This is a genomic window from Simiduia litorea, assembly GCF_042853465.1.
Taxonomy (GTDB): Bacteria; Pseudomonadota; Gammaproteobacteria; order Pseudomonadales; family Cellvibrionaceae; genus Simiduia; species Simiduia litorea.
This window is the reverse complement of sequence record NZ_AP031497.1, coordinates 3,247,011-3,272,349: the sequence shown is the minus strand read 5'-3', so window position 1 is coordinate 3,272,349 and position 25,339 is coordinate 3,247,011. Positions and strand designations below refer to the sequence as shown.

Annotated in this window: 27 protein-coding genes; 22 read left to right on the top strand and 5 right to left on the bottom strand. The window is 50.8% G+C overall.

Annotation, left to right across the window (positions count from 1 at the left end):
- The first annotated feature begins 37 nt into the window (after positions 1 to 37).
- Together ACGHTT_RS14480 and ACGHTT_RS14475 are read left to right on the top strand one after the other, a co-directional pair.
- Entirely contained in the window at positions 38 to 2,110 is a 2,073-nt protein-coding gene (locus tag ACGHTT_RS14480) for a thioredoxin domain-containing protein (protein ID WP_390591541.1), read from the top strand.
- Positions 2,107 to 2,436, top strand: coding sequence for a hypothetical protein (locus ACGHTT_RS14475; protein ID WP_390591540.1), 330 nt, complete (start codon positions 2,107 to 2,109; stop codon positions 2,434 to 2,436). The genes ACGHTT_RS14480 and ACGHTT_RS14475 overlap by 4 nt, the downstream gene beginning before the upstream one ends.
- A 13-nt stretch (positions 2,437 to 2,449) precedes the next feature.
- On the opposite strand, the gene ACGHTT_RS14470 is transcribed toward ACGHTT_RS14475, so the two are convergent.
- Positions 2,450 to 3,160 carry a glycerophosphodiester phosphodiesterase gene (locus ACGHTT_RS14470; protein ID WP_390591539.1) on the bottom strand — a complete coding sequence of 237 codons (711 nt, stop codon included), beginning with the start codon at positions 3,158 to 3,160 and terminating at the stop codon, positions 2,450 to 2,452.
- A 153-nt stretch (positions 3,161 to 3,313) separates the two neighbouring features.
- On the opposite strand from ACGHTT_RS14470, the gene rimO reads away from it, so the two are divergent.
- Entirely contained in the window at positions 3,314 to 4,645 is a 1,332-nt protein-coding gene (rimO, locus tag ACGHTT_RS14465; protein WP_390591538.1) for a 30S ribosomal protein S12 methylthiotransferase RimO, read from the top strand.
- Between the two features lie 105 nt (positions 4,646 to 4,750).
- Here rimO and ACGHTT_RS14460 read toward each other — a convergent pair whose 3' ends face one another.
- Together ACGHTT_RS14460 and ACGHTT_RS14455 are read right to left on the bottom strand one after the other, a co-directional pair.
- Entirely contained in the window at positions 4,751 to 6,772 is a 2,022-nt protein-coding gene (locus tag ACGHTT_RS14460) for an alkyl/aryl-sulfatase (protein WP_390591536.1), read from the bottom strand.
- 168 nt (positions 6,773 to 6,940) lie between these two features.
- Positions 6,941 to 8,110: a type III PLP-dependent enzyme gene (locus tag ACGHTT_RS14455; protein ID WP_390591535.1), complete on the bottom strand. Its 1,170-nt coding sequence runs from the start codon at positions 8,108 to 8,110 to the stop codon at positions 6,941 to 6,943.
- 635 nt (positions 8,111 to 8,745) lie between these two features.
- Between ACGHTT_RS14455 and ACGHTT_RS14450 the strand changes: the two genes are divergently transcribed.
- Both ACGHTT_RS14450 and ACGHTT_RS14445 read left to right on the top strand, forming a co-directional pair.
- Positions 8,746 to 9,246, top strand: a complete 501-nt coding sequence (locus ACGHTT_RS14450) for an MgtC/SapB family protein (RefSeq protein WP_390591533.1) — start codon at positions 8,746 to 8,748, stop codon at positions 9,244 to 9,246.
- A complete protein-coding gene (locus ACGHTT_RS14445) occupies positions 9,239 to 9,604 on the top strand; it encodes a DMT family protein (protein ID WP_390591532.1) in 366 nt (121 codons plus the stop codon). Before ACGHTT_RS14450 ends, ACGHTT_RS14445 begins: the two co-directional genes overlap by 8 nt.
- A gap of 19 nt (positions 9,605 to 9,623) precedes the next feature.
- Here ACGHTT_RS14445 and ACGHTT_RS14440 read toward each other — a convergent pair whose 3' ends face one another.
- Both ACGHTT_RS14440 and ACGHTT_RS14435 read right to left on the bottom strand, forming a co-directional pair.
- On the bottom strand, positions 9,624 to 10,364 hold the full coding sequence (locus tag ACGHTT_RS14440) for a 4'-phosphopantetheinyl transferase family protein (RefSeq protein ID WP_390591531.1): 741 nt from the start codon (positions 10,362 to 10,364) through the stop codon (positions 9,624 to 9,626).
- A 1-nt stretch (position 10,365) separates the two neighbouring features.
- The gene (locus tag ACGHTT_RS14435; protein ID WP_390591530.1) at positions 10,366 to 10,800 is read right to left on the bottom strand and encodes an excinuclease ATPase subunit; all 435 of its coding nucleotides are present in this window, start codon (positions 10,798 to 10,800) and stop codon (positions 10,366 to 10,368) included.
- A 138-nt stretch (positions 10,801 to 10,938) separates the two neighbouring features.
- Between ACGHTT_RS14435 and ACGHTT_RS14430 the strand changes: the two genes are divergently transcribed.
- Genes ACGHTT_RS14430 through ACGHTT_RS14350 form a run of 17 tightly spaced genes read left to right on the top strand, consistent with a single transcriptional unit; the run spans position 10,939 to position 25,333 of the window.
- On the top strand, positions 10,939 to 11,676 hold the full coding sequence (locus ACGHTT_RS14430; protein WP_390591528.1) for a beta-ketoacyl synthase chain length factor: 738 nt from the start codon (positions 10,939 to 10,941) through the stop codon (positions 11,674 to 11,676).
- Positions 11,677 to 11,684: 8 nt separating this feature from the next.
- Positions 11,685 to 12,458 carry a lysophospholipid acyltransferase family protein gene (locus ACGHTT_RS14425; protein WP_390591526.1) on the top strand — a complete coding sequence of 258 codons (774 nt, stop codon included), beginning with the start codon at positions 11,685 to 11,687 and terminating at the stop codon, positions 12,456 to 12,458.
- Positions 12,433 to 12,693, top strand: coding sequence for a phosphopantetheine-binding protein (locus ACGHTT_RS14420; RefSeq protein ID WP_390591525.1), 261 nt, complete (start codon positions 12,433 to 12,435; stop codon positions 12,691 to 12,693). Before ACGHTT_RS14425 ends, ACGHTT_RS14420 begins: the two co-directional genes overlap by 26 nt.
- A 1-nt stretch (position 12,694) precedes the next feature.
- Positions 12,695 to 12,940: an acyl carrier protein gene (locus tag ACGHTT_RS14415; RefSeq protein ID WP_390591522.1), complete on the top strand. Its 246-nt coding sequence runs from the start codon at positions 12,695 to 12,697 to the stop codon at positions 12,938 to 12,940.
- 3 nt (positions 12,941 to 12,943) lie between these two features.
- Positions 12,944 to 13,513: a hypothetical protein gene (locus ACGHTT_RS14410; protein WP_390591521.1), complete on the top strand. Its 570-nt coding sequence runs from the start codon at positions 12,944 to 12,946 to the stop codon at positions 13,511 to 13,513.
- The gene (locus tag ACGHTT_RS14405; protein ID WP_390591520.1) at positions 13,510 to 14,904 is read left to right on the top strand and encodes an AMP-binding protein; all 1,395 of its coding nucleotides are present in this window, start codon (positions 13,510 to 13,512) and stop codon (positions 14,902 to 14,904) included. Before ACGHTT_RS14410 ends, ACGHTT_RS14405 begins: the two co-directional genes overlap by 4 nt.
- Entirely contained in the window at positions 14,891 to 15,271 is a 381-nt protein-coding gene (locus ACGHTT_RS14400; protein WP_379783984.1) for a 3-hydroxyacyl-ACP dehydratase FabZ family protein, read from the top strand. Before ACGHTT_RS14405 ends, ACGHTT_RS14400 begins: the two co-directional genes overlap by 14 nt.
- Entirely contained in the window at positions 15,268 to 16,044 is a 777-nt protein-coding gene (locus ACGHTT_RS14395) for a glycosyltransferase family 2 protein (RefSeq protein WP_390591517.1), read from the top strand. The genes ACGHTT_RS14400 and ACGHTT_RS14395 overlap by 4 nt, the downstream gene beginning before the upstream one ends.
- Before the next feature lie 41 nt (positions 16,045 to 16,085).
- On the top strand, positions 16,086 to 16,988 hold the full coding sequence (locus tag ACGHTT_RS14390) for a hypothetical protein (protein ID WP_390591515.1): 903 nt from the start codon (positions 16,086 to 16,088) through the stop codon (positions 16,986 to 16,988).
- A gap of 31 nt (positions 16,989 to 17,019) precedes the next feature.
- The gene (hutH, locus tag ACGHTT_RS14385) at positions 17,020 to 18,549 is read left to right on the top strand and encodes a histidine ammonia-lyase (protein ID WP_390591514.1); all 1,530 of its coding nucleotides are present in this window, start codon (positions 17,020 to 17,022) and stop codon (positions 18,547 to 18,549) included.
- Positions 18,550 to 18,592: 43 nt separating this feature from the next.
- Positions 18,593 to 19,036, top strand: a complete 444-nt coding sequence (locus ACGHTT_RS14380; protein WP_390591513.1) for an acyl-CoA thioesterase — start codon at positions 18,593 to 18,595, stop codon at positions 19,034 to 19,036.
- Positions 19,033 to 19,605, top strand: coding sequence for an outer membrane lipoprotein carrier protein LolA (locus ACGHTT_RS14375; RefSeq protein ID WP_390591512.1), 573 nt, complete (start codon positions 19,033 to 19,035; stop codon positions 19,603 to 19,605). The genes ACGHTT_RS14380 and ACGHTT_RS14375 overlap by 4 nt, the downstream gene beginning before the upstream one ends.
- Before the next feature lies 1 nt (position 19,606).
- Positions 19,607 to 21,886, top strand: coding sequence for an MMPL family transporter (locus tag ACGHTT_RS14370; protein ID WP_390591511.1), 2,280 nt, complete (start codon positions 19,607 to 19,609; stop codon positions 21,884 to 21,886).
- A gap of 2 nt (positions 21,887 to 21,888) precedes the next feature.
- Positions 21,889 to 22,980, top strand: a complete 1,092-nt coding sequence (locus ACGHTT_RS14365; protein WP_390591509.1) for a class I SAM-dependent methyltransferase — start codon at positions 21,889 to 21,891, stop codon at positions 22,978 to 22,980.
- Positions 22,977 to 23,612 (top strand): DUF3261 domain-containing protein, encoded by a 636-nt coding sequence (locus tag ACGHTT_RS14360; RefSeq protein WP_390591508.1) that lies wholly within the window; start codon positions 22,977 to 22,979, stop codon positions 23,610 to 23,612. The genes ACGHTT_RS14365 and ACGHTT_RS14360 overlap by 4 nt, the downstream gene beginning before the upstream one ends.
- Positions 23,609 to 24,769, top strand: a complete 1,161-nt coding sequence (locus ACGHTT_RS14355) for a beta-ketoacyl-ACP synthase (protein ID WP_390591507.1) — start codon at positions 23,609 to 23,611, stop codon at positions 24,767 to 24,769. The genes ACGHTT_RS14360 and ACGHTT_RS14355 overlap by 4 nt, the downstream gene beginning before the upstream one ends.
- Positions 24,770 to 25,333, top strand: a complete 564-nt coding sequence (locus ACGHTT_RS14350; protein WP_390591506.1) for a hypothetical protein — start codon at positions 24,770 to 24,772, stop codon at positions 25,331 to 25,333. It abuts the gene before it with no gap.
- The last annotated feature ends 6 nt before the right edge of the window (positions 25,334 to 25,339 follow it).

Here is a 25,339-nt window from a genome sequence, read left to right as displayed (position 1 = left end):
TTCAATGAGATAAGGCGGGTTTGGGTCTTGGTATTTCATGAAATTGGTTAATCAATTAAGCGGTCAAGAGAACCGTTATCTCCTGCAACATGCCGGCGACCCAGTGGCCTGGCAGTTGTGGTCGCCAGCGGCATTAGCCCTTGCCCGCGTGCAAGATAAACCGATATTTCTCTCTATTGGCTATTCGGCCTGCAATTCCTGTCAGCTCATGCAGAGCGAATCCTTTTCTGATCCAGCTATTGCTGCGCAATTGAATGATAATTTTATCAATATCAAAGTTGATAAAGAAGAGCGGCCAGACCTCGATGATATTTTTCAAACTGCCCATCAATTGCTGAACGGTCAAACCGGTGGTTGGCCGCTCTCGGTGTTTCTTTGCCCGAAGACCTTGTTGCCGTTCGTGGTGGGCACTTACTTCCCACGCGAGCCGCTGGAGGGACGTATCCCGTTTTGCGATCTATTGATTCGGGTTGTGAATTTTTATCGCGCGCAACATAAAGATTTTTTGAATTTACGCGAACAAATGGGCAAGAGCTTCAAGGCGTTGAATGACTTACCGAGCACAGATGAGCCTGAGTATGCCGATCTTTATTTATTGCATGAAGCCTCGGTGCGATTATTAGCACAGGCTGACAAAGAGTATGGCGGTTTTCTTGGCGCGCCGAAATTCACCTTGCCCTTTAGCTTGTGGCGTTTACTCGAAGCTGTATCAGAAAATACTGAAGTAGCCGATGAAGCCTCGGCCCACTTAGCTTTATCGTTAGATCGAATCGGTGGCTCCGCTATTCACGATGCGGTCGAGGGCGGTTTTTTTCGCTATGCAACTGACGCGGCCTGGCAGCAACCCCAATTTGAAAAAATGCTGTTTGATAATGCCGCACTATTGGGCTTGTACTGTGCAGCGAGCACTATTCTAAAACAACCTATGTACGCCTATGTGGCGCGTAAAACACTGCAGTGGTTAGTGCGTGGCCTCGCCGTCAAGCAAGGTTATGGGGCCAGCTTGGATGCTCGAACCGGTGCTGGAGATGGCACCAGTTACTATTTTACCAAGACTGAAATAAAGACGCAGGTAACCGATGCTGAGTATGAATTTCTCAATGTACTGTACGGTTTAGAGCGTCAGTCCGATGCGCCGTTTTTATTGCATTGCGTTAAATCACCGGCCGATGCTGCGGAGCGTTTGGGGTTGGATTTACCGACCGCCGAAAAACTGTTTGAATCGGCGCGAGAATCTTTGCGCCACTGTCGCGCTAAAAAGCCTTTGCCGGCACGCGACGATAAAGTCATTGGCAGTTGGAATTCACTGTTGGCCAAATCGATGGCGCAAATGGCGCGCTATCTCGACGATGCAGAAGCCATCGCCGCGGCTCAACAGTTGGTGGACAAGCTGGTCGATCAGCTCTGGTATAACAAGCGCTTGTTTAGCATCGCCTACAAAAACGGCGATAAACTACCGGCTTTTTTAGATGATTATGCGTTTCTATTGCTCGCATTGCTCGACATGCTGCGGGTTGAGTGGCGCGATAGCGACTATCGCATTGCCCGCTATCTGGCTGAAGGTTTACTCACGCATTTCTACGATCAAGTTCAGGGCGGTTTTTATTTTACGGCCCATGATCAGGAGGAGTTACCTTATCGGCCTAAACCTTATGCCGATACTATGACGCCCTCAGGTAATGGCGCTGCAGCTTTGGCCTTGTTTCGATTTGGCTATTTAACCGCCGAACCTCGCTACGTAGCGGCTGCCCAGCACACCATTAAACACGTGATGCCGTTGTTACGCCGGCAGCCGGAAGCCCACTATACTTTGCTGCAGGCGATGCGCGAATCGTTACTACCTAAGCCAGTGGTGTTGCTCTTGGGTGGGCAGTTGATGGTGGATTGGCAACAAAAATTATTGCAGCGCTATCAGGATCAAATCTACTGCTATCGCGTGCCAGTTGAATCGGAATTGCATCCGCTTGAAGTGATGGTGATGGAGGAAGATACCGCGCTTATTTGCCGCGCTGATCAAGCCGACGAAGAGGCGCACGATACGTTTGACGCTTTGGTGTCGGCACTTGATCAGGTGTTGAGTCCGGAGTTGGCATTGGAGAAATTTGCATGAATCCCGATACTACGCGTTTATTAATGGAATTTGATCGCTTGCTGCGCGATGCGAATCGCGCTGCCATTAACCCCATTTTAGATGAGCTATCGATCGATCAGCTTAAACCCTTGGCAGACATGGTGGCGAGAGCGAGAGCCGTGTATTTGAAGCATTTGCATGATCTGGCGTTGAAATATCAAGCTGACGCGGGTTTGCCGAGCGATGCAGAAATGACCGCGTTAGCTCTGTTGCGCAGCCGTTTCATGGATTTAGTGGAGGGCTCTAAATCGTTTGAGACGGCTATTCAGCGCGGTTATCTCGATGTGGCGGCGCGGAAAAAATAATGCACCGATCGGATTACCGGCGGTTATTTGCATTCCAAGTTTGTAATCGTTCGGGCCGGTCGGTAAATACCCCGTCGACACCAAGATCTACCATCCACTGCCAATCATCTACCTCGTTAACGGTGTAAACATAGGTTTTTAATCCGCTTAACTGAGCACTGCGCACTAATTCTTTATTGAGAAAATTGATTGAAGGGTTAAAGCTATAAGCATCTAAGCGTTGGCATAGAGCGTTTAGCTGTAAGGGTATCCCCTCAACCAAAACGCCGCGCCTAATATGTGGCAATCGCTGTTGGCAGTATAAAAGCTGCACATGATCAAAACTCGATAGCAGAAAGTTATCGGCACTGACGCCTTGTTGCAGTTGCTGCATGAGCCATTGGCACAGTAGTGGGGCGGTATTGGGCCCCTTGAGTTCGATATTAAGCAGTAGTTTGTCTTTGGTGAGCGCAAATACGCTGTCTAGCGTTGGCAGGCATTCCTGGTTAGCCAGTGTCAGTTTTGCTAACGCGGTCGCATTTAAGTCTTCGAGACGGCCTTCGCCGGGTAAGTTTCGGCCCAGACGGCGGTCGTGGGTTACCCAAAGTTGCTCGTCGATGGCCCATAGGTCTATTTCGATGGCGTCCACGCCCAGCGCCACAGCGTGAGCTATCGCAGCGAGGCTATTTTCCGGTCCTACGCCCGTGCCGCCTCTATGGGCTATGTTGAATAACGCATGTGTCATTAATTCACCTCCTTGATGTTGCTGCAGTATGGCATTGCAGAAGATGGCTGCCCAGATCGATATTGATTAAAAAGTCGGCACAATAGGCTGCATTGCGCGCGCCAAGACAGTAGAATGTGCGCCCTTTCTGTACCAGACCCTAGAGGTATCCCCATGAGCGCCAAACAGCCCACAGTTGGCTTCGTTTCGTTAGGTTGTCCAAAGGCCTTAGTCGATTCCGAGCGAATCCTGACTAAGTTGCGTTTAGATGGCTACGAAGTGGCTGCCGAGTATCAAGGTGCCGATCTTGTGGTGGTCAATACCTGTGGCTTTATCGACTCAGCGAAGCAAGAGTCTATGGATGCCATTCGCGAGGCCATGGCCGAGAACGGCAAAGTGATTGTGACGGGTTGTATGGGTAAGGGTAGCGATGCCGAGGCCATTAAAGCCGCCAACCCTGGCGTGCTAAGTGTTAGTGGCCCAGCCGATTACGACACAGTGATGAACACCGTGCATCAATACCTGCCGAACGAGCAGATGAACCCGCACCGCCACGATTTGGTGCCGCCGGCAGGGATTAAGCTGACGCCGAGTCATTACGCCTATCTTAAAATTTCCGAAGGCTGCAACCATCGCTGTAGTTTTTGTATTATTCCGGCCATGCGTGGCGACCTAGTCAGCCGACCCATTCCCGACGTGGTTCAGGAAGCGCACGACTTGGTGAGCAGTGGCGTACAGGAATTATTGGTGATTTCACAAGACACCAGCGCCTACGGCATCGATGTGAAATTTAAATTGGATTTGGCCAGCGGCGCCGAAACCCGGATGCAAGATTTGGCTGTTGCGCTGGGCGAAATGGGTGTGTGGGTGCGCTTGCATTACGTCTACCCTTATCCGCACGTGGATAAGATTATTCCATTAATGGCAGAAGGTAAAATCCTGCCCTACTTAGATATTCCCTTTCAGCACGCAAGCCCACGTATTCTGAAATTAATGAAGCGCCCGGCGCACAGCGAGAAAGTGTTGGGCCGCATTAAAAAATGGCGCGAACTCTGCCCGGATCTCACCATTCGCTCCACCTTCATTGTGGGTTTCCCTGGCGAAACGGAAGAAGATTTCCAAATGTTGTTGGATTTCCTCGAAGAAGCACAACTAGACCGCGTGGGTTGCTTTAAATACTCACCGGTGGATGGCGCCACCGCCAATGAGTTGCCCGACCATGTGCCCGAAGACGTTCAACAGGCGCGTTGGGAAAGATTCATGGAAACGCAGCAGCGCATTAGCACCGCGCGTCTACAGAAAAAAATTGGCCGTATAATGCCTGTGATTATCGATGAGGTTGACGACGAGGGTGCTATCGGTCGCACCCAAGGCGACGCGCCGGAAATTGATGGTGCCGTCTACTTAAACGATGAATTCGATGTCGAGCCTGGCGATATTGTGCTGGTGGAAATTGAGCACGCCGATGAATACGACTTGTGGGGTTCGGTGGTTGAGTTGGCCTAGCGTCTTTTTTACGCTATTTTCCCGGAACTGTTTTTCGAAACGCTTTTCCGCGTACTAATAAAAAAGCCGAGCAATAATCTTGCTCGGCTTTTTTATTGATGCACATTATTTAGTGCCGGGCATAATCTCAAAGTCTATTTCAAAGGGTTTAATAGACGTCAGTAACTTACGCAGGCCGTCAGCGTCGCCCTCAACGCTGGCTTTGCCGGCCACCACTTGCTCGCGCAAGTTTTTCTGCTGCATCATTACGGGCTCTAAATCAACGCGATTGATCGTGAGCGTGAGATCTGCCTTAGGGTCGGTAAAGCCTTTAATAGCGGTGAGCGCGCCGTTGGAAAGCTCCACCACAAAGTTTTCCTGAATGTCGGGCTGAATTAAATTAAAGCGATAAGTTATACCCTCCATGTCGTCGGCGTTCATGAGAATGGCGATATATTCTAGCCATAACTCAGTGCTCATTGCGCGGATGATGTCAGGCCCTGTGCTTTTAGGGCTTACGCCCTTAGGTATGCCAGAGCGTAGTTCTAATGCCGCGGCAAGGAAAGAGTTTCGCACACTTGGACTTTCCTGTTGGTAGCCAATTTGTTCGAAAATATCGGCTAACAAATCTTTCGCCACTTGGTTTTTAGGTTCTGCGTAAACTAGTTTATTAACAATTTCTTGGGCTAACTTGTATTCCCCTGCGTTAAACAAGCTTTGACCTTTGTTAATAATTTTCTGCGCGCCACCCATCATGTCTACATACAGTGGCGCTGAGTCCTCTGGATTTGAAGGAATAAGTGTGGCCGGGTTGGCATCCCAGTAGCCTAAGTAACGGTTGACGACGGCGCGCGAGTTATGCTCGAAAGAGCCGTGATAACCGCGGGCATACCATTGATTCTCTTGGCTCTGTGGCACTTTGTATTCATTGTGCATTTGATTAATGGTGACGCCTTGGTTGGCCAAGTGCAGTACTTGATTGTTCAGGTGGGCGTACATATCGCGTTGTCCACGCATCACTTCCTGAATGCGCTCATTACCCCAGCGCGGCCAAGAGTGCGAGGCAAACATCACCTCGGCATCTTGACCAAATTCGTACAGGGCGATGTTGATGTACTTAGACCAAGCTAAGGCATCGCGCACTAATGCGCCGCGTAAGGTGTAAATGTTGTGAATGGTGCCGGTAATATTTTCCGCGGCCCAAAAGGCTTTTTTATCAGGGAACCACGTATTCATTTCCGCAGGTGCTTCGGTGCCCGGCGTATTTTGAAAAACCATGTTTATACCGTCTATGGTCATGGCTTTGGTAGGCTCAGAAATCGTGACGTTCGGTGCAATTAAGCCAATGGTACCCGCAGCGACATTTTTACCAATAGATTGATCCACGTGGCCGTAGGGACTAGCCGGTAAAAGTACACCGTATTGGTAAAATAACCGTCGCGTCATGGCGTTGCCTGCGTGCACATTTTCTGCAATGGCATGATGCATAAAGCCCTCGGGCGCAATGACCTTCACCTTGCCAGATTTAACATCAGCTTCGTCAATAATGCCGCGCACACCGCCAAAGTGATCGGCGTGGGAATGGGAGTAAATCACCGCCACTACAGGGCGCTCACCGAGCTTTTCATTTACCAGTGTCAGCGCCGCGCGAGCGGTTTCTTCTGCCGTAAGCGGGTCGAATACAATCCAGCCAGTGTCACCTTTGATAAAGCTGATATTGGCCAAATCGAAACCCCGCACCTGATAGATGCCATTGGTTACTTCATACAGACCGTAGTTCATATTCAAGATGGCTTGGCGCTGCAGCGAGGGATGAATACTGTCGAAGTCTTCGTCGTTAAGGAGGAAGTTGTACTTGCCCATACTCCAGGCAATTTGGCCGGCTTCGGCCATTATTTCGCTGTACTCTGGCCGGGCGATAAAGCCTTTGGATTGCTCATCAAAGTCACGTTGGTCGGTAAAGGGTAGCGACTGACGCAGAGCCGCTTGTTTATGTTTGGTGAATTCGGAAGGTGCTTTACCTTTTGGGTGAAAGTGATCGGGCGCGAGTTTGGCCGTCGATGTTACAGAGGGCTCGTTAGTGGTTTCATTGCAGGCTATTAAAAGGCTAGCGCCTACTAGCAGTGCCGCCAATTTCCAGATTGTCATTATATGGAGCTCTAGGTTTAAGGTGAATAAGCATTGTAGGCCTAGAGGCACTTCTCTATCAGTCCATAAGTTTGACATGTGGCGCCAAAGTCGCGGTGTTCTTTTGTGTGATTGACGATCAAGCATAAAAAAACCGGCCTAGGCCGGTTTTGATCAAACGTTTGTCTGTTACACGTAATAATCTTTCAGCGGCGGGAAGCCGTTGAATTCAACTGCTGAGTAGCTCGTGGTATAAGCGCCAGTAGAAATCCAGTACATGCGATCGCCAATGGCCAAGTTCAGCGGCAGACCGTACATGTAATTTTCGTACATGATGTCGGCGCTATCGCAGGTTGGGCCGGCGATAACGGCTTCTTCTAACTCGCCGTTCTTCTCCACGTATATTGGGTATTTAATGGATTCATCCATGGTCTCGATCAAGCCAGAGAACTTGCCCACATCGGTAAAAATCCAGCGATTCATCGCGGTGTTTGATTTCTTAGAGATCAGCACCACCTCGCTCACCAAAATACCGGCATTGCCCACTAGTGAACGGCCAGGCTCTAGAATGATTTCTGGCATGTCTTCACCAAAATCTTCTTCTAAAAAGCGGGTAATTTCTTCAGCGTAGGTGGTTAGGCTGTTGGCTTTGGTGATGTAGTTGGCAGGGAAGCCGCCACCCATGTTGATCATCTTCAGTTCAATGCCGTCTTCTTCTTTCATGCGCTCAAAGATGACTTTGGCTTTGCCGATGGCTGAGTCCCATACGCCGATATCGCGCTGCTGTGAACCTACGTGGAATGAAATGCCGTAAGGAACTAAGCCTAGGTCGCGTGCCATGATGATCAGGTCCAGCGCCATGTCGGTCTGGCAGCCAAATTTGCGCGACAATGGCCAATCAGCCGTTTGCGAGCCCTCTGTAAGAATGCGCACATAAATTTTGGAGCCGGGCGCAGCCTTGGCTATGTTGCGTAAATCCGCTTCCGAGTCAGTGGAAAACATGCGCACGCCTTTCTCGTAAAAGTAGCGAATGTCTTTGCTCTTCTTGATGGTGTTGCCAAAGCTAATGCGATCGGGCGATACGCCGTGTGCCATCACCTTGTCTAGCTCGTAAATAGACGCAATGTCAAAATTTGAGCCCTTTTTGTTCAAAAGGTCTAATAATTCATCAGCTGGGTTGGCTTTTACGGCGTAATAGACCTTGGCAATGGGGAAGCCCTTAACCAAGTCATCGTAATGTTTCGCCACAATAGACTTGTCGATAACCACAAAGGGGGTTTCTTGAGTATCGGCTAAGTCTTTGATGCGCTTGAAGGATTCTGGGGAAAAATAGTCATGGATATCAATTTTTTGCTGCATGCTGCAATTCGCTCCAACTCGAGGTCAATAATAGGGTGAGAGGTAATTGAAACGCCGTCCGTATCCTCACTTAGGTCTGCTAACCCTTCAGTTAAGCAGCTATGGGTGGAGCGTGCCAGCATGGACGTTTGAGCGCGAAAGTTAAGACCAAACCCTTGCTGGGTCAAGGGGAAAGGTGAATCTGATTCAAATAAAATGATACTTCGGTTTTTCGATGGTGCTGGTACAGGTGCCTACAGGCCTTCTTGCCGGTTCAGCTTGTGTGACAATAGTGCATTGGCGGTGTTTTTGGTTTTGTGTCTTGCGTTCGCCCTGGTGGCTAGTGCCGGCCTTTAGCGCGCTATTTCTCGCCACATTTTCCTGCCGGCAGGCAAGTGTGGCAGGCAAGCGGAGGCATCGCTGTTTGGTTTGGCACTTGTGGTGTTTAAATCCACAGTTAATATTACAATGCAGCAATCGTTAGCGCCGATCACATCGATGTGCCCTTGGCGCTACGTTGCTCCTCTCGCTCAAGCTGCCGCTATTACGACGACTTTTTAGCGTAGGTAAGGTTTATAACTTAATATTTTAGCTCGGTGTTTTTTCGATTTCGTCGAATTGACGATTATTCAAGACTTTGTGACAAGGCTAGCGACATGATGGATCTGGCAGAACTGTTTGATATTGCCCCGTTTGATTGGTACTCCATTGGCACGGCGTTGCTGTGTGGTGGTGTGGTGGGTTTGGAGCGGCAGTTGCGCGGTAAACCGGTGGGCATTCGAACCTCTATTTTGATCGTCTTAGGCACCTATATTTTTATTGCAGCGTCTATTAGCGTGTCTTCGCATATGACAGACCCGTCGCGTATTATTGGTCAAGTTATTACTGGTATCGGTTTTTTAGGTGCTGGGGTAATGCTGGCGCGAAAAGGTGTGGTGGTGGGCGTGACGTCGGCTGCTGCGATTTGGGTGCTGGCCTCGTTAGGCGTGTGCATCGCAATAGGAAAATTATTCGTCGCCTTTAAATTTAGCTTGATAGTGGTGTTTGTGCTTGCCGGCGTAGATCTGCTTGAGGAGTACTCGCAGGCCTTTTCCAGAGGCGTTTACCGCAAAGTGAAAAATCTTATCGGTAGTGGTGATAAGTTAAGCGATGATTAACATACACCCCGCCTTAATCAGTATTGGTTTGCTGACGATCAGCAATGTGTTCATGACCTTTGCGTGGTATGCCCATTTAAAATCAATGAATCACAAGCCTTGGATTGTTGCGGCATTGGTGAGTTGGGGCATCGCCTTGTTTGAATATTTATTACAGGTGCCCGCCAACCGCATCGGCTTTACCGTGATGAATATTGGGCAGTTAAAGGTGTTGCAGGAGGTCATCACCCTTTCGGTATTTGTGCCCTTTGCCGTGATCTACATGAAAGAGCCATTAAAACTGGATTATTTATGGGCGGGTTTGTGTTTGCTCGGCGCTGTGTTTTTTATTTTTCGAAGTAAATTCTCAGCAGCATAATTGAATTGTCTGATTAAATTCAAAGTGCTTTAAAGGTGGAAAACGCCATCGGCGCCAAGGTGTTAAACGTGTTGTCCGCGAGTAAAAAAACATGAATTTGGTGCCCCGCATAATGGCGTTCACTACAGAGGCTGATATGTAAAGCGCTATTGAGTGCTAGCGCCGTATAGTGCGTTTGCTCTGGTGCGATGCGTGTGTGATATAGCCAGTGGCCGGTGTCAGTTTGTTGTTCGCGGGCAAATTTTTGGTGCCGCAACAGCTCGGTACCCAGCTTTTTTTGACTCCCTTTTACCAGCGCTTCGCACAATGTCCAGCGCTGAAAAAAAGCCGGCAATAAATGCCCGCGATGTTGCATTAACCAGTCTTCTGTAAAGCTGTAGTTGGCTAGCTGAGTCAGGTTTTTTCTGTCGCGCTCAAGCTCGATATCAATCCCCGTTTTTTCAACCCTCTTGGCGCTTGGTTCAATTGCCTCGACAACGGCGCCAACCCAACCGGCGCTGTGGCTTAAACCAAAGGTGAGGTGAGGGTGTTGGCTCAATTGCGGGGCGCTATTGGCGGGTTGTTGCCAGATTGCATTATTAGCGCTGGCGCCGAGTGTGTGCGCTGCCGCAAGCCTCAAGAGTGAGTGACCGGCTAGGTATTCTTGCCGACGTTTGTTTGAGCTTATGGCTGCTAAGCGGGCCAATTCCCAGTCGCAAAAGACCTCGGCTCCGCGAGGGTCGCAGAGCCGATTGATGGGCGCTAAGAATAGGCTGAGCAAGTTATTGCTTTAATTTAATAACGGTACCGCGCAAGGTGACACCGGCAACCACGTTGCCGGCATGGCATTCGTAGGTCTCGCGGTCGGCATGCGCCTTCTTCTTGTAGAAGCTTTCGACGTTCACTACCGCATCGCCGCCTTCTTTGATTGCACGGGTCTGTAGTTCGATAAGCGCCGATTGCATGGCCCATTTACAGGCGTCCTCGTCGCTCTTGCCGAAGCTATTGGTCTTTTTGGTTGTGGTGTAGGTGCCTAAATCCTTTTCTTTACCGGCATGGGCTTGATCGGCAAAATAAAATTTCACCCCACCGTCAAGCTTCCCAGATGCCTTTGCGGCTGCCAGTGCTGTCTCGATGGGGAGGAAGTGTGCGGTATCCCGGGCACTGGCTGCGAGTGGTATCAGGGTGACAAGCAGGCAAATGGCTAACTTTTTCATCGTTCAGTTCCTTTGGTTTCGGGGATTTGTGGCTATTTTACGGGTGACCAGCGAGACAACCAACCAATTACTTTGCCGCACGGCCGTACTGCGCGTAAAATAGCCGGCTTTATTTTAATAACGATCTGTAGCGCGACTGTGACTGAATCAGCAAGTTCACCTTTTTTAACCGTCAAGATTAAGCAGTGGAATGCGTGGCTTCCCGGTGTTTATGGTCAGCAGGCCTGTGCTCAGTGGGCGCTAGGGCAAAAAGCGCTGGTGTTGGATGAGGGCCCCGATGTCTCAGCCGTGCCGGCAATGCTGAGGCGGCGTCTGAGTAGTGTGGGCCGTATCGCGGCCACAGTCGTCTGGGATCTAGTGCCGGAGGCATCGTTAATGCCTATGGTGTTCTGTACCCAGCACGGCGATCAAGATAGAACCCTGCAGTTATTAGACGCGCTAGGTCGACGAGAGGCGCTTTCGCCGGCGGCTTTTAGTATGTCAGTACATAATGCCGTGGCGGGTGTGCTCTCCATCGCCAAAAAGGCCAAGGGCGCCATGACCGCGCTGGCTGCCGATGAGCAGTTATTGTCCATGGGGCTTATCGAAGCTTGGGGGCAGCTACAAAGTGCCGATGAGGTGCTGCTGGTCATCTACGATTTACCGCTACCCGAGGTTTACCAGCACTCGGATAATGTGGCTTATCCCTATGCGCTTGCCTTGGTTCTGTCGCGACAAGAGGGTAGCCCGGTAACTTTATCTACCACCGATATAGGACCCGAAGCGGTAATAAATGAACCAGAGGCGGTGCAATGGCTGCGTTGGTTTGCAAACCCCGATCAAGCTACGACTTTGGCGGTGTCTGGCCGGCGGTGTCATCGAGTCTGGCAGCAATGAAGCGGCGCTTGAATTGGCTTTGGCGGCTATTTGCCACCGGCCTGTCCTTTACGTTGTTCGGGCTGGGTGGCTTATTGCTACCTTTCTACGCACTGCCATGGCTGCTGGCTACGCCAAAAGGGATTAAGCGCGAATGCAAAGCCCGCTGGATAGTGCACATCAATTTTCGTTTTTTTATGAACATGATGCGAGCCCTAGGTATCTTGCATTATTACGTTGAGGATATTGACCGCCTGCGTCAGCCCGGCCAGCTCGTTCTGGCCAACCACCCTTCGTTAATCGATGTGGTCTTGCTTATAAGCTTGCTGCCGCAGGCCGATTGTGTGGTGAAAAGTGCGCTAATGAAGAATCCCACCATGCGTGGCGTGATTCGCTTGGCAGGGTATATCGCCAATGACGACCCCGAGCAGGTCATCGCCGAGGCTAGGGCGTCGCTCGCCCGTGGCAACCACTTAATCATTTTTCCCGAGGGTACCCGTACCGTGCCGGGGCAACCGATGAGTTTTCAGCGCGGCGCCGCCAATGTTGCGCTGCGCTTGGAGCAGGCGATACGGCCGGTGCTTATTACCGTTGAGCCGGCGACGTTAACCAAGCAGGTGGCTTGGTATGAAATCCCCTTGTCGGGACCGTTTGAGATGGTATTACGGGTCTTGCCCGAGATGCCTTTACCGAACAGGGAAGGTCAGCCAGTCAGCTTAGCCGCCCGACAGTTAACGAAACAGCTAGAACATTTTTTTACAGAGGAATTAGTACACTATGCAGGCACTAGAGCAAGAGCTTAAGCAGCTTATTATCGATACCTTAGATTTGGAAGATATGTCGGTCGACGATATTGATTCGACCGAGGCATTGTTTGTAGAAGGTTTGGGGTTGGATTCTATCGATGCCTTAGAACTGGGTTTAGCATTGCAAAAGCAATATGGCGTGAAGTTAGATGCTGAGTCGGAAGATACTCGCCAACATTTTAAATCCGTGGCTACGCTCGCTGCTTTCGTGGCGAAAGAAGGGGTGAAGTAACATGCAAACAAAAGACGAGGTTTTTGCCACGATTCGCACCATGATGGTTGATATGTTTGAACTGGAAGAAGCGAAGATCACACTTGACGCGCATCTTTATGACGACCTTGATATTGATTCTATCGACGCCGTTGATATGGTGGTTGAACTTAAAAAGCTGACCGGTAAGAAAATTCAACCAGAAGATTTTAAGGCCGTTCGCACTGTCTCTGATGTGGTTGACGTGGTTGTCGAGTTGGTTGCTTAAGCTATGCGCTTGCTCGGTAAAATAAGCCTTGCACTCGTGACGCTGCTCTACCCCTTTGCGATCTATTTCGGCCTGCAAACGTTTTCCCTGCGCTATTTATTATTGCTGCTGGTTTGTTTGGCGTTGTTTAGATTGTTTAACTGGCGCAGTGCTGATCGCCTATCCGCGGTGATCTGGTGCGCGGTGATTGCTGGTCTTGTGGCACTGTCACTCTGGACCAATACCGAGCTGGGTTTATTGCTCTATCCCGTGGCGGTGAATGTTAGTTTGCTGTTGGTGTTTGCACTCAGCTTACGTCAGCCGCAGTCTTTGGTTGAGCGTCTTGCGCGTTTGCAAGAACCCGATCTTCCCGATGCTGCAGTGGCCTATACGCGCAAAGTGACAATCTTGTGGGTGTTATTTTTTCTGTGTAACGGCAGTATTGCGCTTTATACCGTATGGCTAGGCAATCATGAGCTCTGGCTTTTATATAACGGCTTTATCGCCTATCTCTGCATAGGCTTGTTGGCTGCCGGCGAATGGCTGGTGCGTCGAAAGGTAAAAGCCAAAATAGCAGCGGACTTAGCCACGTGAAATTATTACAGCTGCTAACCACCGTATCTGCGGCGCCAGAATATACGCTGGCGTTTGACCAAACCGCCGTGACCTCGTCTCAGTGGTTGTGCCGTGTAGCTCTTTGGCAAAAGCAATTGAACGCAGCGCCCGAGCTACGGCGTTTGGCTTTGTTCATTCCCGACAGTGCAGAATTGGCCGCAGTGCTTGTCGCACTTTGGCTGTGTGGTAAAGAAGCCTGGCTGGCACCGAATAATTTACCAGAAACTAGCCAGCAATTATCCCAGCATGTCGATGGTTTTATCGGTGATTTCCCGTCTGGGATAACCCACTGTCTCTCGCTGCAAGAAGAAGCAGAGGTCGATGTCTCTGCGCTTTTGATACCCTTAGCCAGTGATGCGGTGTTAGTTCTATTCACCTCGGGCAGCACGGGCGCGCCTCAGTTAATTCGAAAAAATGTGCGTCAATTAGCCGCTGAAGTCGAGCAGTTAGAGCAATGTTTTGGCGCGATGCTGGGTGATTGTTGCGTGTATGCGACAGTGAGCCATCAGCATATTTATGGCTTATTGTTTCGCGTTCTTTGGCCTTTGGCCAACGGGCGAATGTTTGCCCGGTTTACCACTGATTATGTCGAGCGTGTATTTACGCCACAGACAACCCCCTTGTGTTTAGTGTCTAGTCCCACCCATCTAACCCGCTTGCCACTAGCGATCGAGCATCGACACCTTGTTACTGTTGTGTTCAGTTCAGGCGGCCCCTTGTCGTCTGCGGCGAGTGTGAACGCCAATCAACGTTTACAAAGCGATATTGTTGAAGTGTATGGCAGCACGGAAACGGGCGGTATCGGTTGGCGTCGACAGCATATGGGCGATAGCGCTTGGACATTGTTTGATGCCGTGCAGGCGAAACCTAATGCGCAACAGTGCTTAGCCGTTAAATCGCCGTTTTTACCCGATGATGACTGGTTTGATAGTTCAGACCTTGTGCACATGCAGGGCGAAAAATTTACCTTGCTTGGGCGCGCCGATCGCGTCGTTAAAATAGAAGGCAAGCGTGTGTCTCTCGAACAAATCGAGACCTATCTAATGGCCGATAGCTGGATTGATGATGTGCGAGTTGAACCTATGATTCGCACCGGCTCTGTTGCGAGCCGCGATGAACTCGTGGCGTTAATCGTGCTCTCACCAGAAGGTGTGGCGGCATTAGAACAAGAGGGCAGGCGGGCCTTAGCGCAACGTTTTAAACGCGCTTTGGGGCAATTACTCGAGCGCCCCTTAGTGCCTAGGCGCTGGCGCTATATCGATCGCTTGCCGCGCAATGGTCAAGGCAAAATACAGTATCAACAAGTGCAATTGTTAATGAATCAGTTGCTACCGGCGACGGAACGGGAGCCCGTGAATGATCGATCTTAGTTATGCTCCTACTGAGTTACCACAGGTGCTGGATCTGGTATCGGTTGACTCGGCCAGTGCGGAACTAACCCTGCAAATACAACCAGCACTGGTATGGTTTCAGGGGCACTTTCCGCAAACACCTATTTTACCGGGCGTGGTTCAACTTAATTGGGTGCGCATTGTTGCTGCACGACTATGGCAAGAGCATGCGCACTGGCTCAGCACGGCGAGTCAGCTGGAGGCCATCAAGTTTCAACAGGTTATTCGCCCCGGTGATACCGTGCAACTTCATATGCAGTTGCAACCGGATCGCCGGCGGGTGCAGTTTACCTATTTTTCTGACGCAAAAGTTTTTGCCAGTGGTCGTCTGGTGGCTGCGCTATGACTGCTCGCGCTCCAAAACCTGATGCGATAAGCGCCTGCATTGTGATTCCTGTGTACAACCACGAGCGCGCCATTGTCGACACCTTGGCCAATGTATTGCCTTTTTCTGTGCCCGTTATTTTGGTTAATGACGGTAGTAACGGCGACTGCTCTGCAGTCCTAGAACGGCTAGCCGATGAGCACCTGGGCGTGCACTTAATGGTGCTCGATGTAAACCAAGGTAAAGGAGCGGCTGTTAAAGCCGGCTTAAAGCGTGCGTTGGAACTGGGTTACTCTCATGCCCTGCAAGTGGATGCCGATGGTCAGCATAATTTAGCGGACATTCCCACCTTTCTCAGCGCCGCTGCTGAATCACCGAACATGATTATTTGTGGCGTGCCTGAGTACGACGACTCGGTGCCACGGCTGCGCCACTATGCGCGTTACCTAACCCACGTCTGGGTATGGATAAACACATTATCCTTCGCGATCAAAGATTCAATGTGTGGTTTTCGGGTTTATCCGCTGGCCGCTATTTGTCAGCAGTTGGCAAAGTCCGATACGGGTAATCGCATGGATTTTGATACGGAAATATTGGTGCACTGGTTGTGGGCAGGCGGCAATATTCAGAACTTTTCCACTAAGGTGCATTACCCAGTCGATGGCGTGTCACACTTTCTGCCAGGCAAAGACAATTGGTTAATCTCCTGCATGCACGCGCGCCTATTTTTCGGCATGTTGGTGCGCGCACCGCTCTGGCTAGTTGGCTTACGCAAGCGGGGGCGGGCGCAGTGAAACCCTGGTGGAAGCGAAAGGAATCTGGCTCGCTGCTGGGGATGAAGATTTTATTCTTTACCTATCGTTGGCTGGGGCGTTGGGTTTTCACTTCTTTGCTGTGGCCGGTGATTGTCTATTTTTTCGTGACTGGCATAACCGCGCGAAGAGCGTCTTTGGAATTTCTCCAGCGTGTGGATAGCGCCAAGGCGTTAGGTGTGTCGAGCAAAATAGGGTTGTTGCGCCTGAGTTTGAAGCAATTCTTTACCTTCGGCGATTTATTGCTCGATAAGTTGGCCGTGTGGTTCGGCTGCTTGGATGTGCCGGTGCATACCCATGGTTTCGATGCCTTAAAATCGCTTATTGCCGAAGGCAAGGGCGGTATTATTTTTGTTAGCCATCTCGGTAACACTGAAATCAGCATGGCACTGGCCGAGCGCTGGGGCGTGGCCAAGGTAAATGCCATGGTGCATACCCAGCACGCTGAAAAATTTAATGCCATGCTGGCCGACGTGTCTGGTGAGCACAGTGTTAACTTGATTCAGGTGCAAGAGATAAACCCGGCCACAGCAATGAAGCTGGATGAAAAGCTTCAGCGCGGCGAAGTGGTGGCTATAGCGGCCGATAGAACGGCCGTGGTCGATCCGCGCTCGGGCGTAAAACCTAGAAATATATACGCCAATTTCTTAGGCAAACAAGCGCCTTTTCCAATGGGACCTTTTGTCTTGTCGGCACTACTTAAGCGCCCAGTTTTTTTTCTGTGTAGTGTGAAGTCGGCAGATCGCTATGATATTTATTTAGAAAAATTTAGCGATCAGATAGTGATGCAACGCAAGGCGAGAGAGTCCAGTTTGCAGCCCTATGTTCAGCAATATGCTGATAGGTTGGGCGATTTTGCACAGCGTTATCCCCTGCAATGGGGCAATTTTTATGATTTTTGGCAAGCTGAAGACATCGCTCCTTGATGCATTTGGCACAACAATTATTAGGTATAGCATGATCGTTTTTGATAATAATTCACGCAGCATCGAGGATATCGTTGCCATCGCTATGGGCGAGTCAGTGGCCCTTTCTAGCGCACCAGAATTTGAGCGCCTTATCCATTCCGGCTCCGATTTTTTGGATCGCTTGCTGCGCGAGGAGGGTGTCATTTACGGTGTCACCACAGGTTATGGCGACTCCTGCACCGTGTCTATACCGATGAATTTAGTGGATGAGTTACCGGCTCATCTCTACACCTTTCACGGTTGTGGCTTAGGCGAGGTTTTATCGCCCGTGATGGCGCGCGCGGTGATGGCGGTGCGTTTGCAATCGCTCTGTCAGGGCATGTCGGGTGTCAGTTTGGCGCTGCTACAGCGAATGGTGTTGCTGCTCGAAAAAGACATATTGCCGGTCATACCGCGCGAGGGCTCGGTTGGCGCCAGCGGCGATTTAACCCCACTGTCTTATGTGGCCGCGGTGCTGTGTGGTGAGCGCGAGGTGTTTTATCAGGGGCAGCGTCGTTCAACCGAATCGGTTTATGCTGAGCTAAATATCACGCCATTAAAATTGCGGCCGAAAGAAGGCTTGGCATTAATGAATGGCACCGCCGTGATGACGGCAATCGCCTGTTTGGCCTTTGAACGGGCGCGTTATCTGGCTAAGTTATCCACCCGTATTACCGCCTTGGCGACCTTGGCAAGTAAGGGCAATGCGCATCACTTTGATGAAATTTTATTTAGCGTGAAGCCGCACCCTGGCCAGCAGCAAATTGCCGCTTGGTTGCGCGACGACTTGCATGCCGGTGAGCCACCAAGAAATCCGCAGCGGTTACAAGATCGCTACTCCCTGCGTTGCGCCCCTCATGTTATCGGTGTGTTACAAGATGCTTTGCCCTTTTTGCGCCAATACATCGAAAACGAAATCAATTCGGCCAACGACAATCCCATTATCGATGGTGTTGGTGAGCACGTTTTACACGGTGGGCATTTTTACGGCGGGCACATTGCGTTTGCCATGGATAGTTTGAAAAACGCGGTGGCTAATATCGCGGATCTTTTAGATCGGCAGTTAGCGATGGTGGTGGATACTAAATTCAATCACGGTTTGCCGGCCAATTTGTCCGGCGCTAGTGCCGAGCGGCGCCCCATCAATCACGGCTTTAAAGCTGTGCAAATTGGCGCCAGCGCCTGGACCGCCGAAGCATTGAAATTAACCATGCCGGCCAGTGTTTTTTCTCGCTCCACTGAATGTCACAACCAAGATAAAGTCAGTATGGGCACCATTTCTGCGCGCGATTGTATTCGCGTTATAGAACTGACCGAACAAGTTACGGCCGCGACCCTGTTAGCAATGGTGCAAGGTATCGACTTGCGCTTACTGCAAGGTGAGTTGGCGAAGGAAAACTTAGCGCCTGCGCTGCTTGATTGCATGGCTCAAGTGCGCGAGTTGAGTGGCTTCGTCGAGGAAGATCGCGCCTTGGAATCCGAGCTGCGCGCCATGTGTCGGGCTATCGGCGATCAAAAATTTAGCACTTACGCCGATTAACCTTCGGTGGCTAAACCCAATGGATCAAGTGAATAGATAAAACATGAGTAAGTTAAGCAGCCAAGTGATTGTAGAAGCCAGTGCCGAGGTGAAAATACCTTTCCACGATGTGGATTTAATGGCCGTGGCTTGGCATGGCCACTACAGCAAATATTTTGAAATTGCTCGCTGTGCGCTATTCGACAAGATTGCCTATAACTACCCAGAGATGCGCGATTCAGGTTATGCCTGGCCCATTGTCGATTTACACATTCGCTATCCTGCGCCAGTGGCGTTTGGCGAAACGATTGTCGTCTCGGCTGCTATCGTCGAATGGGAAAATCGGTTAAGTATTAAATATGTGGCGCGCAATAGCGCCGGGAAACGCACCACCTATGGCTCGACAGTACAAGTAGCTGTGGCCATCGACTCGGGTCTGATGGCGTTGGTGTCGCCGCCCATATTGAAACAAAAGTTGGCGCCTTGGCTGCTGGAAAGTGACTCGTGAGACATTTTATTTACGCCTTCGTGATGAGTTGTGTCAGCGTGAGTGCTTGGGCGGAGGTTCGTTTTTCTGAGGTGGCATCGGCGCTCGGAGCCGCGTGGCTGGAAGGCCAGTTCCAACAACAGAAAACCATCGTCGGTTTACCCTTGCCGCTGATCTCATCGGGTCGCTTTTATGTGCAGGATAACCAATTGCGTTGGCTGACCGAAAAACCCATGCAGAGCGAATTGCAGTTTTCATCGCAAGGTATAAGTCAGTGGCAAAAGGGTGAAAAAGTGTGGCAGATGACGGCGCAACAACAACCCGTGATCGCCACCATTAGTCAGTTAATGCTGGCCATGATGGCGGGCCAATGGAGTACCTTAGATCAAGCGTTTCAAGTTCAAGCGTTTGAACAAGGCGAGGGCGGGTGTTGGTCGTTGGTGGTTGTGTCGAAAGATCCAGTATTAAGCCATGTGGTGCAGCAATTAGACGTTGCCGGTTGCGAGCGCGTAACGGATATTGCGTTGCACGAAGTCTCGGGTAACGTCACCGCCTTGAACCTGTCTGCTTTAGCACAAGGCGAACAATAGCGTGTTGGTTCAGCTACCCAGTCGACTCGTGGCGGGCGCGCTTTGGCTAGCCTTATTGGCTGCCTGTTTGATCTACTTATGGTCGAGATTGCCGCACTATACCTTCGATAGCAGTTTGTTGAGTTTACTGCCAGCGCAACATCAGGGCGCAATGCCCGAGGCGCGTGAACAAGCGCAAGCACATTTAAGCCGCGTTGCCGATAAGCAGTGGTTGTTATTGGTTGGCCATAGTGATCGCCAGAAAAGTCTGGCACTGGCCGAGCAGATAAAAACCACCTTAGTGTCGCCTAGCTGGCAATTCATTGACACGGCTGCGCAATTCACCAGCCTTAACGCGAGTTATTGGCCCTATCGCTATTTTTTATTGGCGGATTCAGATCGACAATTACTGAGCAATCATAATACCGAACAACTTTTTGCTCAGGCACAACAGCGCCTCTACTCGCCCTTGGGGGCAGGCTTATATGATCCTGTGGGCGATCCCTTATTTCTATTTCAGCATTACACCGAAAGCTTGGCCCTCGATCAACCGATACAATTACAAGATGGCTGGCCGACGTTGTTTGATGCTAATACGTCAATCTATTATCGACTGCTGCGTTTCGAATTAAGCCAAGAGGCATTTGTGCTGGCGGCTGACACGCCATTACCTGAAAAGCTTTCTGCCTTGAAAGCCGTGCTGCCGAGCGGCGCGGTGTTGTTAAATTCCGGTCTTATTTTTCACGCAGCCCATGGCGCCGCACAAGCGCGCACTGAAATTACCGTGATTGGTGCCGGTTCATTAATCGGCGTATTGCTGGTGTTGTTGCTGGCCTTTGGTAGGGCGTTATTACCGATGTTAATGCCGCTTGCGGCCGGTTTGTTAGTGGCTTTTTCGGCCAGTGTGCTGGTGTTTGATCGGGTACATTTAATCACCTTGGCCTTTGGTGCCTCGTTGATTGGTGTGGGCATTGATTACGCTATTCACGCGCGTATGGCGTTGAATCACGGCGAGCCTTTGGCGAGTTTGAAGCAACCCCTGTTGTTAGGTTTATTAACCAGTGTTTTAGCTTACGGCTTGCAGGGCCTTATGCCGTTTCCAGGGCTGAGACAAATGGCGTGGTTTAGCTGTGTTGGCCTCATCGCCTGTTGGGTTAGCGTTTGGTTGTGGTTTCCGCAACAGACAACGCCTAAAGCTGCCTCGCGCGGAATGTTGCCGCTGTATTATTGTGCCGATGCTTGGTTGCAGTTTTCTCGCGCCATCCATTGGGCTAACTGGTTAAAGGCGGCTGTGTTTTTTGTCGCTGTTGTGTCGCTCTTGCTCTTGCCTGGTGACGATGGCGTCGACCAATTACAGACCTCGCCGGCTGAAATGTTACAGCAAGAGCAACAGGTTAATCGCTTGTTACAGGGGCCACAACCGGGCCGCTATTTTGTAGTCGTTGGCGCGGATGCGACGCAATTAGATGCCCAGGTTGGTGCACTGGTGCAGCGCCTAAATGACAACAATATTCATCAAACTAGCTATCGGCATTGGTTACCCGCGCAGGCACTGCAAGCTCGCAATCGCCAATTACTCGAAAATGTATATCACCCTAGCGGTGAGTTAGATCGTTGGTATTCGGCCTTAGGAGCCGAAGCCTTAACGGCGAAGGCTGTGGCGCAGTTTGATGCTGCGGCTAGCGCCATGGATTTAACTGCCTTAGTTGCTTCGCCGCTAGGCGCTGAACTGCAACATTTTGTGCGTTTGGAACCCAACCCTTTGGCCATTGTGTATGTCGATCAACCACTACAGGTTGACCAGCTCGCGGCTTTGGCTGGTGATAACTGGGATTATGTGGATCGGGTGCAGGAGCTTACCGGTATGTTGGCATCCCATCGCGTACAACTTTTGCGTTTACTGGTGCTGGCATTATTTTTACTCTGTGCGGTGACGTTATTACTGGGCAAGAGCATTCAGCCGTCGTTATTTTATGCTCCCGCCATTGCCGCCAGCGTGGCGCTTTGGCTGGTCAGCGTGTTTGCCGGTGGCGTTAATTTATTTCACTGCTTAGCCGTACTTTTGGTGCTGGGTGTGGGATTTGATAACAGTTTAATACTGTCGTTGGCTGGTAATGCCCGCGTTGCGTGGCGCGGCGCTACGGTATCGGTGCTGACCAGTTTGCTGGCCTTTGGTTTGTTGGCGGCTTGTACGACGCCGGTGCTTAAAAGTTTTGGAACAGTGGCGGCCTTGGGCTTGTTACTGGTTTGGTTACTCGTGCCAATTATGGCAACTTCATCTGATTCACCATTGAGGAATTAATCATGGCTGCTGACACGGCGAGCACGCCTTTTTTTACAGAAGATAAGTTAACGGCGTTAGAGGCGCGCTACGAAGCGCAAAAGTTGGCATTTGGTGCTTTAGCGTTTCAGTCGGCGCGCTGCTTACGTAAATTTGGTTTGTTAGCCTTGGTCTCGAAAGCGGGTAAAGCAGGTATTGATTTACCGAGTTTACAAGCCCAAGCGAGCATTAGCGCCTATGGTGTGCGGGTGTTGATGGAGGCGTCCTTAGGTATTGGCCTTTGTACGTTGAATGAAGGCCAGTATCGTTTGACCAAAACCGGTATTTTTGTCATGCGCGATGCGATGACCATTGCCAATTTTGATTTTAATCACGACGTTAACTACCAAGGTTTCTTTCACCTCGATGAAGCGATTGAAACCGGCACACCGGCCGGCCTTAAGGAACTGGGCAATTGGGCCACTATTTATGAAGGCTTGAGTTCACTGCCGCAGCAGGTGCGCGACAGTTGGCTGGCGTTTGATCACTATTACTCAGACGGGTCCTTTGGCCTGGTGATGAAGAAAGTGTTTGCCAAGCCTGTTACACGTTTGCTCGATGTGGGTGGCAATACCGGCAAGTGGGCGCGTGCCTGTGTTGAGCACGACGATCAGGTACAAGTGACTTTGGCTGATTTACCGCAACAGATTGCGCTCGCTAGTACTGAAATGAAAACCCATCCGGGTGCTAGCCGCGTGAGCTTTTACCCTGTCAATGTTTTAGCATCAGACGCGACCTTTCCGAAAGGCTTTGATGTGGTGTGGATGAGTCAGTTTTTGGATTGCTTTTCCGATGCCGAAATTACCGACATTTTAAAGAAAGTGGCCGCGGCGGCTGGCGAGCACACCCGTATATTCATTATGGAAACCTTTTGGGATCGTCAAGAGTACGAGGCGGCGGCGTTCTGTTTGCAGCAAACCTCTTTGTATTTTACCTGTTTGGCGAACGGCAATAGCCAAATGTATCACTCAGAGGTTTTTAACAAGTGCATCGAGGCGGCTGGGTTAGAAATTGTTGATCAAACCGATGGCGTAGGTGTGAGTCACACCTTATTGGAATGCCGAGTCAAGCAGTGAGTCAGGTCTGTCGCTGGATCATCGCGCTCTGCCTAAGCGCGCTCGTCGCCTGCGCTCAGTTAAAGCGGCCGGCATTAGCGGCTATTGATTTAGCGGAGCCCAGCTCGCTGGGTCAGCAGGTGCAAGTAACCCAACAGGTCGATATTACGTGGCAAGGAAATGAACACCAATTACTGGTGGTGTGGAGTCAACAAGACGATTTGTTGCAAGTGTTGGGTATGACCGCAACGGGGCAGCTGTTGTTTCGTGCCAATGCTAAAGGCACTGAATTTTCTCAACAGACATTTGTGCCTGAATTGGCGCAATTGGATTTGAAGCAGTTGTTACAACACATTCAAATTGCCTATTGGCCGGCAGCAAAGGTTGCTGAGTTACTCGCGAAAAATAAAATGCAGCTCGACCTTGTTGCTGCCGATACTATGTCTCGGCAGCGGCTGGTGCGCCGAGGCGATCGTGTACTGGCGCGCTACCTATTTGCCAACGATGAAGTGTTTTCGTCGGTACGCATTGCCGCGGATGAACAGCCATCCTTAACGGTTACCACGCTAACGGTGCAGCCGCTTGATGCATCTCAACACAGTGTTCAGCCAATGGCAGGCACAAAGGTTTTGAATAAGAAGGTTAAGCAATGAACGCACCGGTCTACATTCATGGTTTTGGTTTGACCTCGGCGGCGGGTATTGGCTTGGCGGCGCATCGAAAGGTACTGTGGCAAGACCAACAAAGCCCGCTCACCAAAACCGACGCCTTTAGCCCCGGCCGCGAATTGGCTTTGGGCCTAGTCACCGCTGAATTGCCCAACTTGGATTTTGCCAAGCAAAGTCAGCGCAGCCGAAATAACCAATTGCTCTGGTCGGTTTGGCTGCAACTAGTGCCCATCTGGTTAAGCTTAGACATTGACCCCGCACGGGTCGCCATTGTGCTCGGCACTTCCACCTCCGGGATTCTTGAAAGCGAAGCGAGTTTTCAGCCCGGGAGCGAGATACCTTTAGACTACACGCGCCAACAAATCGCGGCGCCTGCGGCTTTTTTAGCGGATCAGCTGGGTGTGACTGGACCCGCCTACACCCTGTCTACTGCCTGCACCTCGGGTGCCAAAGCGCTGGCCACTGGCCGCCGGTTATTGCAATCCGGTTTGGTAGATTGGGTTATCGCCGGCGGTGCCGATGCTCTGTGTGGTTTAACTGTCAATGGCTTTTCGGCGCTCGATGCCGTGTCGGCCGATATTTGTCTGCCCATGAGTGTTAATCGCAGCGGTATTAATATTGGTGAGGGCGCGGCCTTGTTTTTGCTCTCTAACCAATCGGCCAAACTTGCCATCACCGGCGTCGGCGAAAGTTCCGATGCGCACCATATCTCTGCGCCAGAGCCTACGGGTGCAGGTGCAGAGGTCGCAATTCGCGCGGCTTTGGCGGATGCCGATTTAGCGGCGCCGGCCATTGGCTATGTTAACCTGCATGGAACCGCGACGGCGCTCAATGATAAAATGGAAGCCGCTGTTATTCATCGCTTGCTCGCTAGCGCGCCCTGCAGCTCAACCAAACCTTACATGGGCCATACCCTAGGTGCGGCTGGGGCCTTGGAGGCGGGTCTTTGTGCGCTGGCGCTAGCTGACGGTAAATTACCACGGCATTTATGGGATGGCTGCGTCGATCCTGAGTTGGCGCCGATAAATTTGGTATCGGAAGCCAGTCAATGGAGCGTGGATGCGACGGCGCGCCATGCGCTCAGCACATCCTTTGCGTTTGGCGGCAATAATATCGCGTTGATTGTTTCAACGTTTGACTGAATGAACGCGCTAGACATTAAAGCGCTATCTTTAGGTACAAGATTTAGGCTCGACACGATGCTGGAAAATGAAACATTAAACGCGGAGCTGCAGGCCTTTATTGCCTCGGTAGCGGGCGCAACATCACCTTGGCCGGTACTGGAATTAGTGCCCCATGGCGTGCCAATGAGTCTGTTGGATGCGGTGATTTCCGTATCCGACAACGCCTTGATGGCGAGCGTCCGTCTGCACAGCCAAAGTATGTTTGCCGAAGCTGAGGGCGTGCCGGCGTTAGTCGGTATTGAATACATGGCACAGGCGATTGCTGCCTTTGCCGGTTATCAAGCCTTGTCGCAAGGTGGTCAAGTTTCGCTGGGCTTTCTCGTGGGCACGCGTAAATTTTTAACCAACGTGGATTTTTTTGCCGTTGATAGCCGCCTTTGGATTCGGGTCGAGCGGGTGGTCAGCGGCGATAATGGGCTGAGTGTGTTTGAGTGCGCGATTAAAGGCGAAAACGTTGACCTGAGCGCTAACCTCAATGTGTTTCAACCCGCAAATCCAGAAGAATTTTTAGCGCAAGCCTAGTTACTT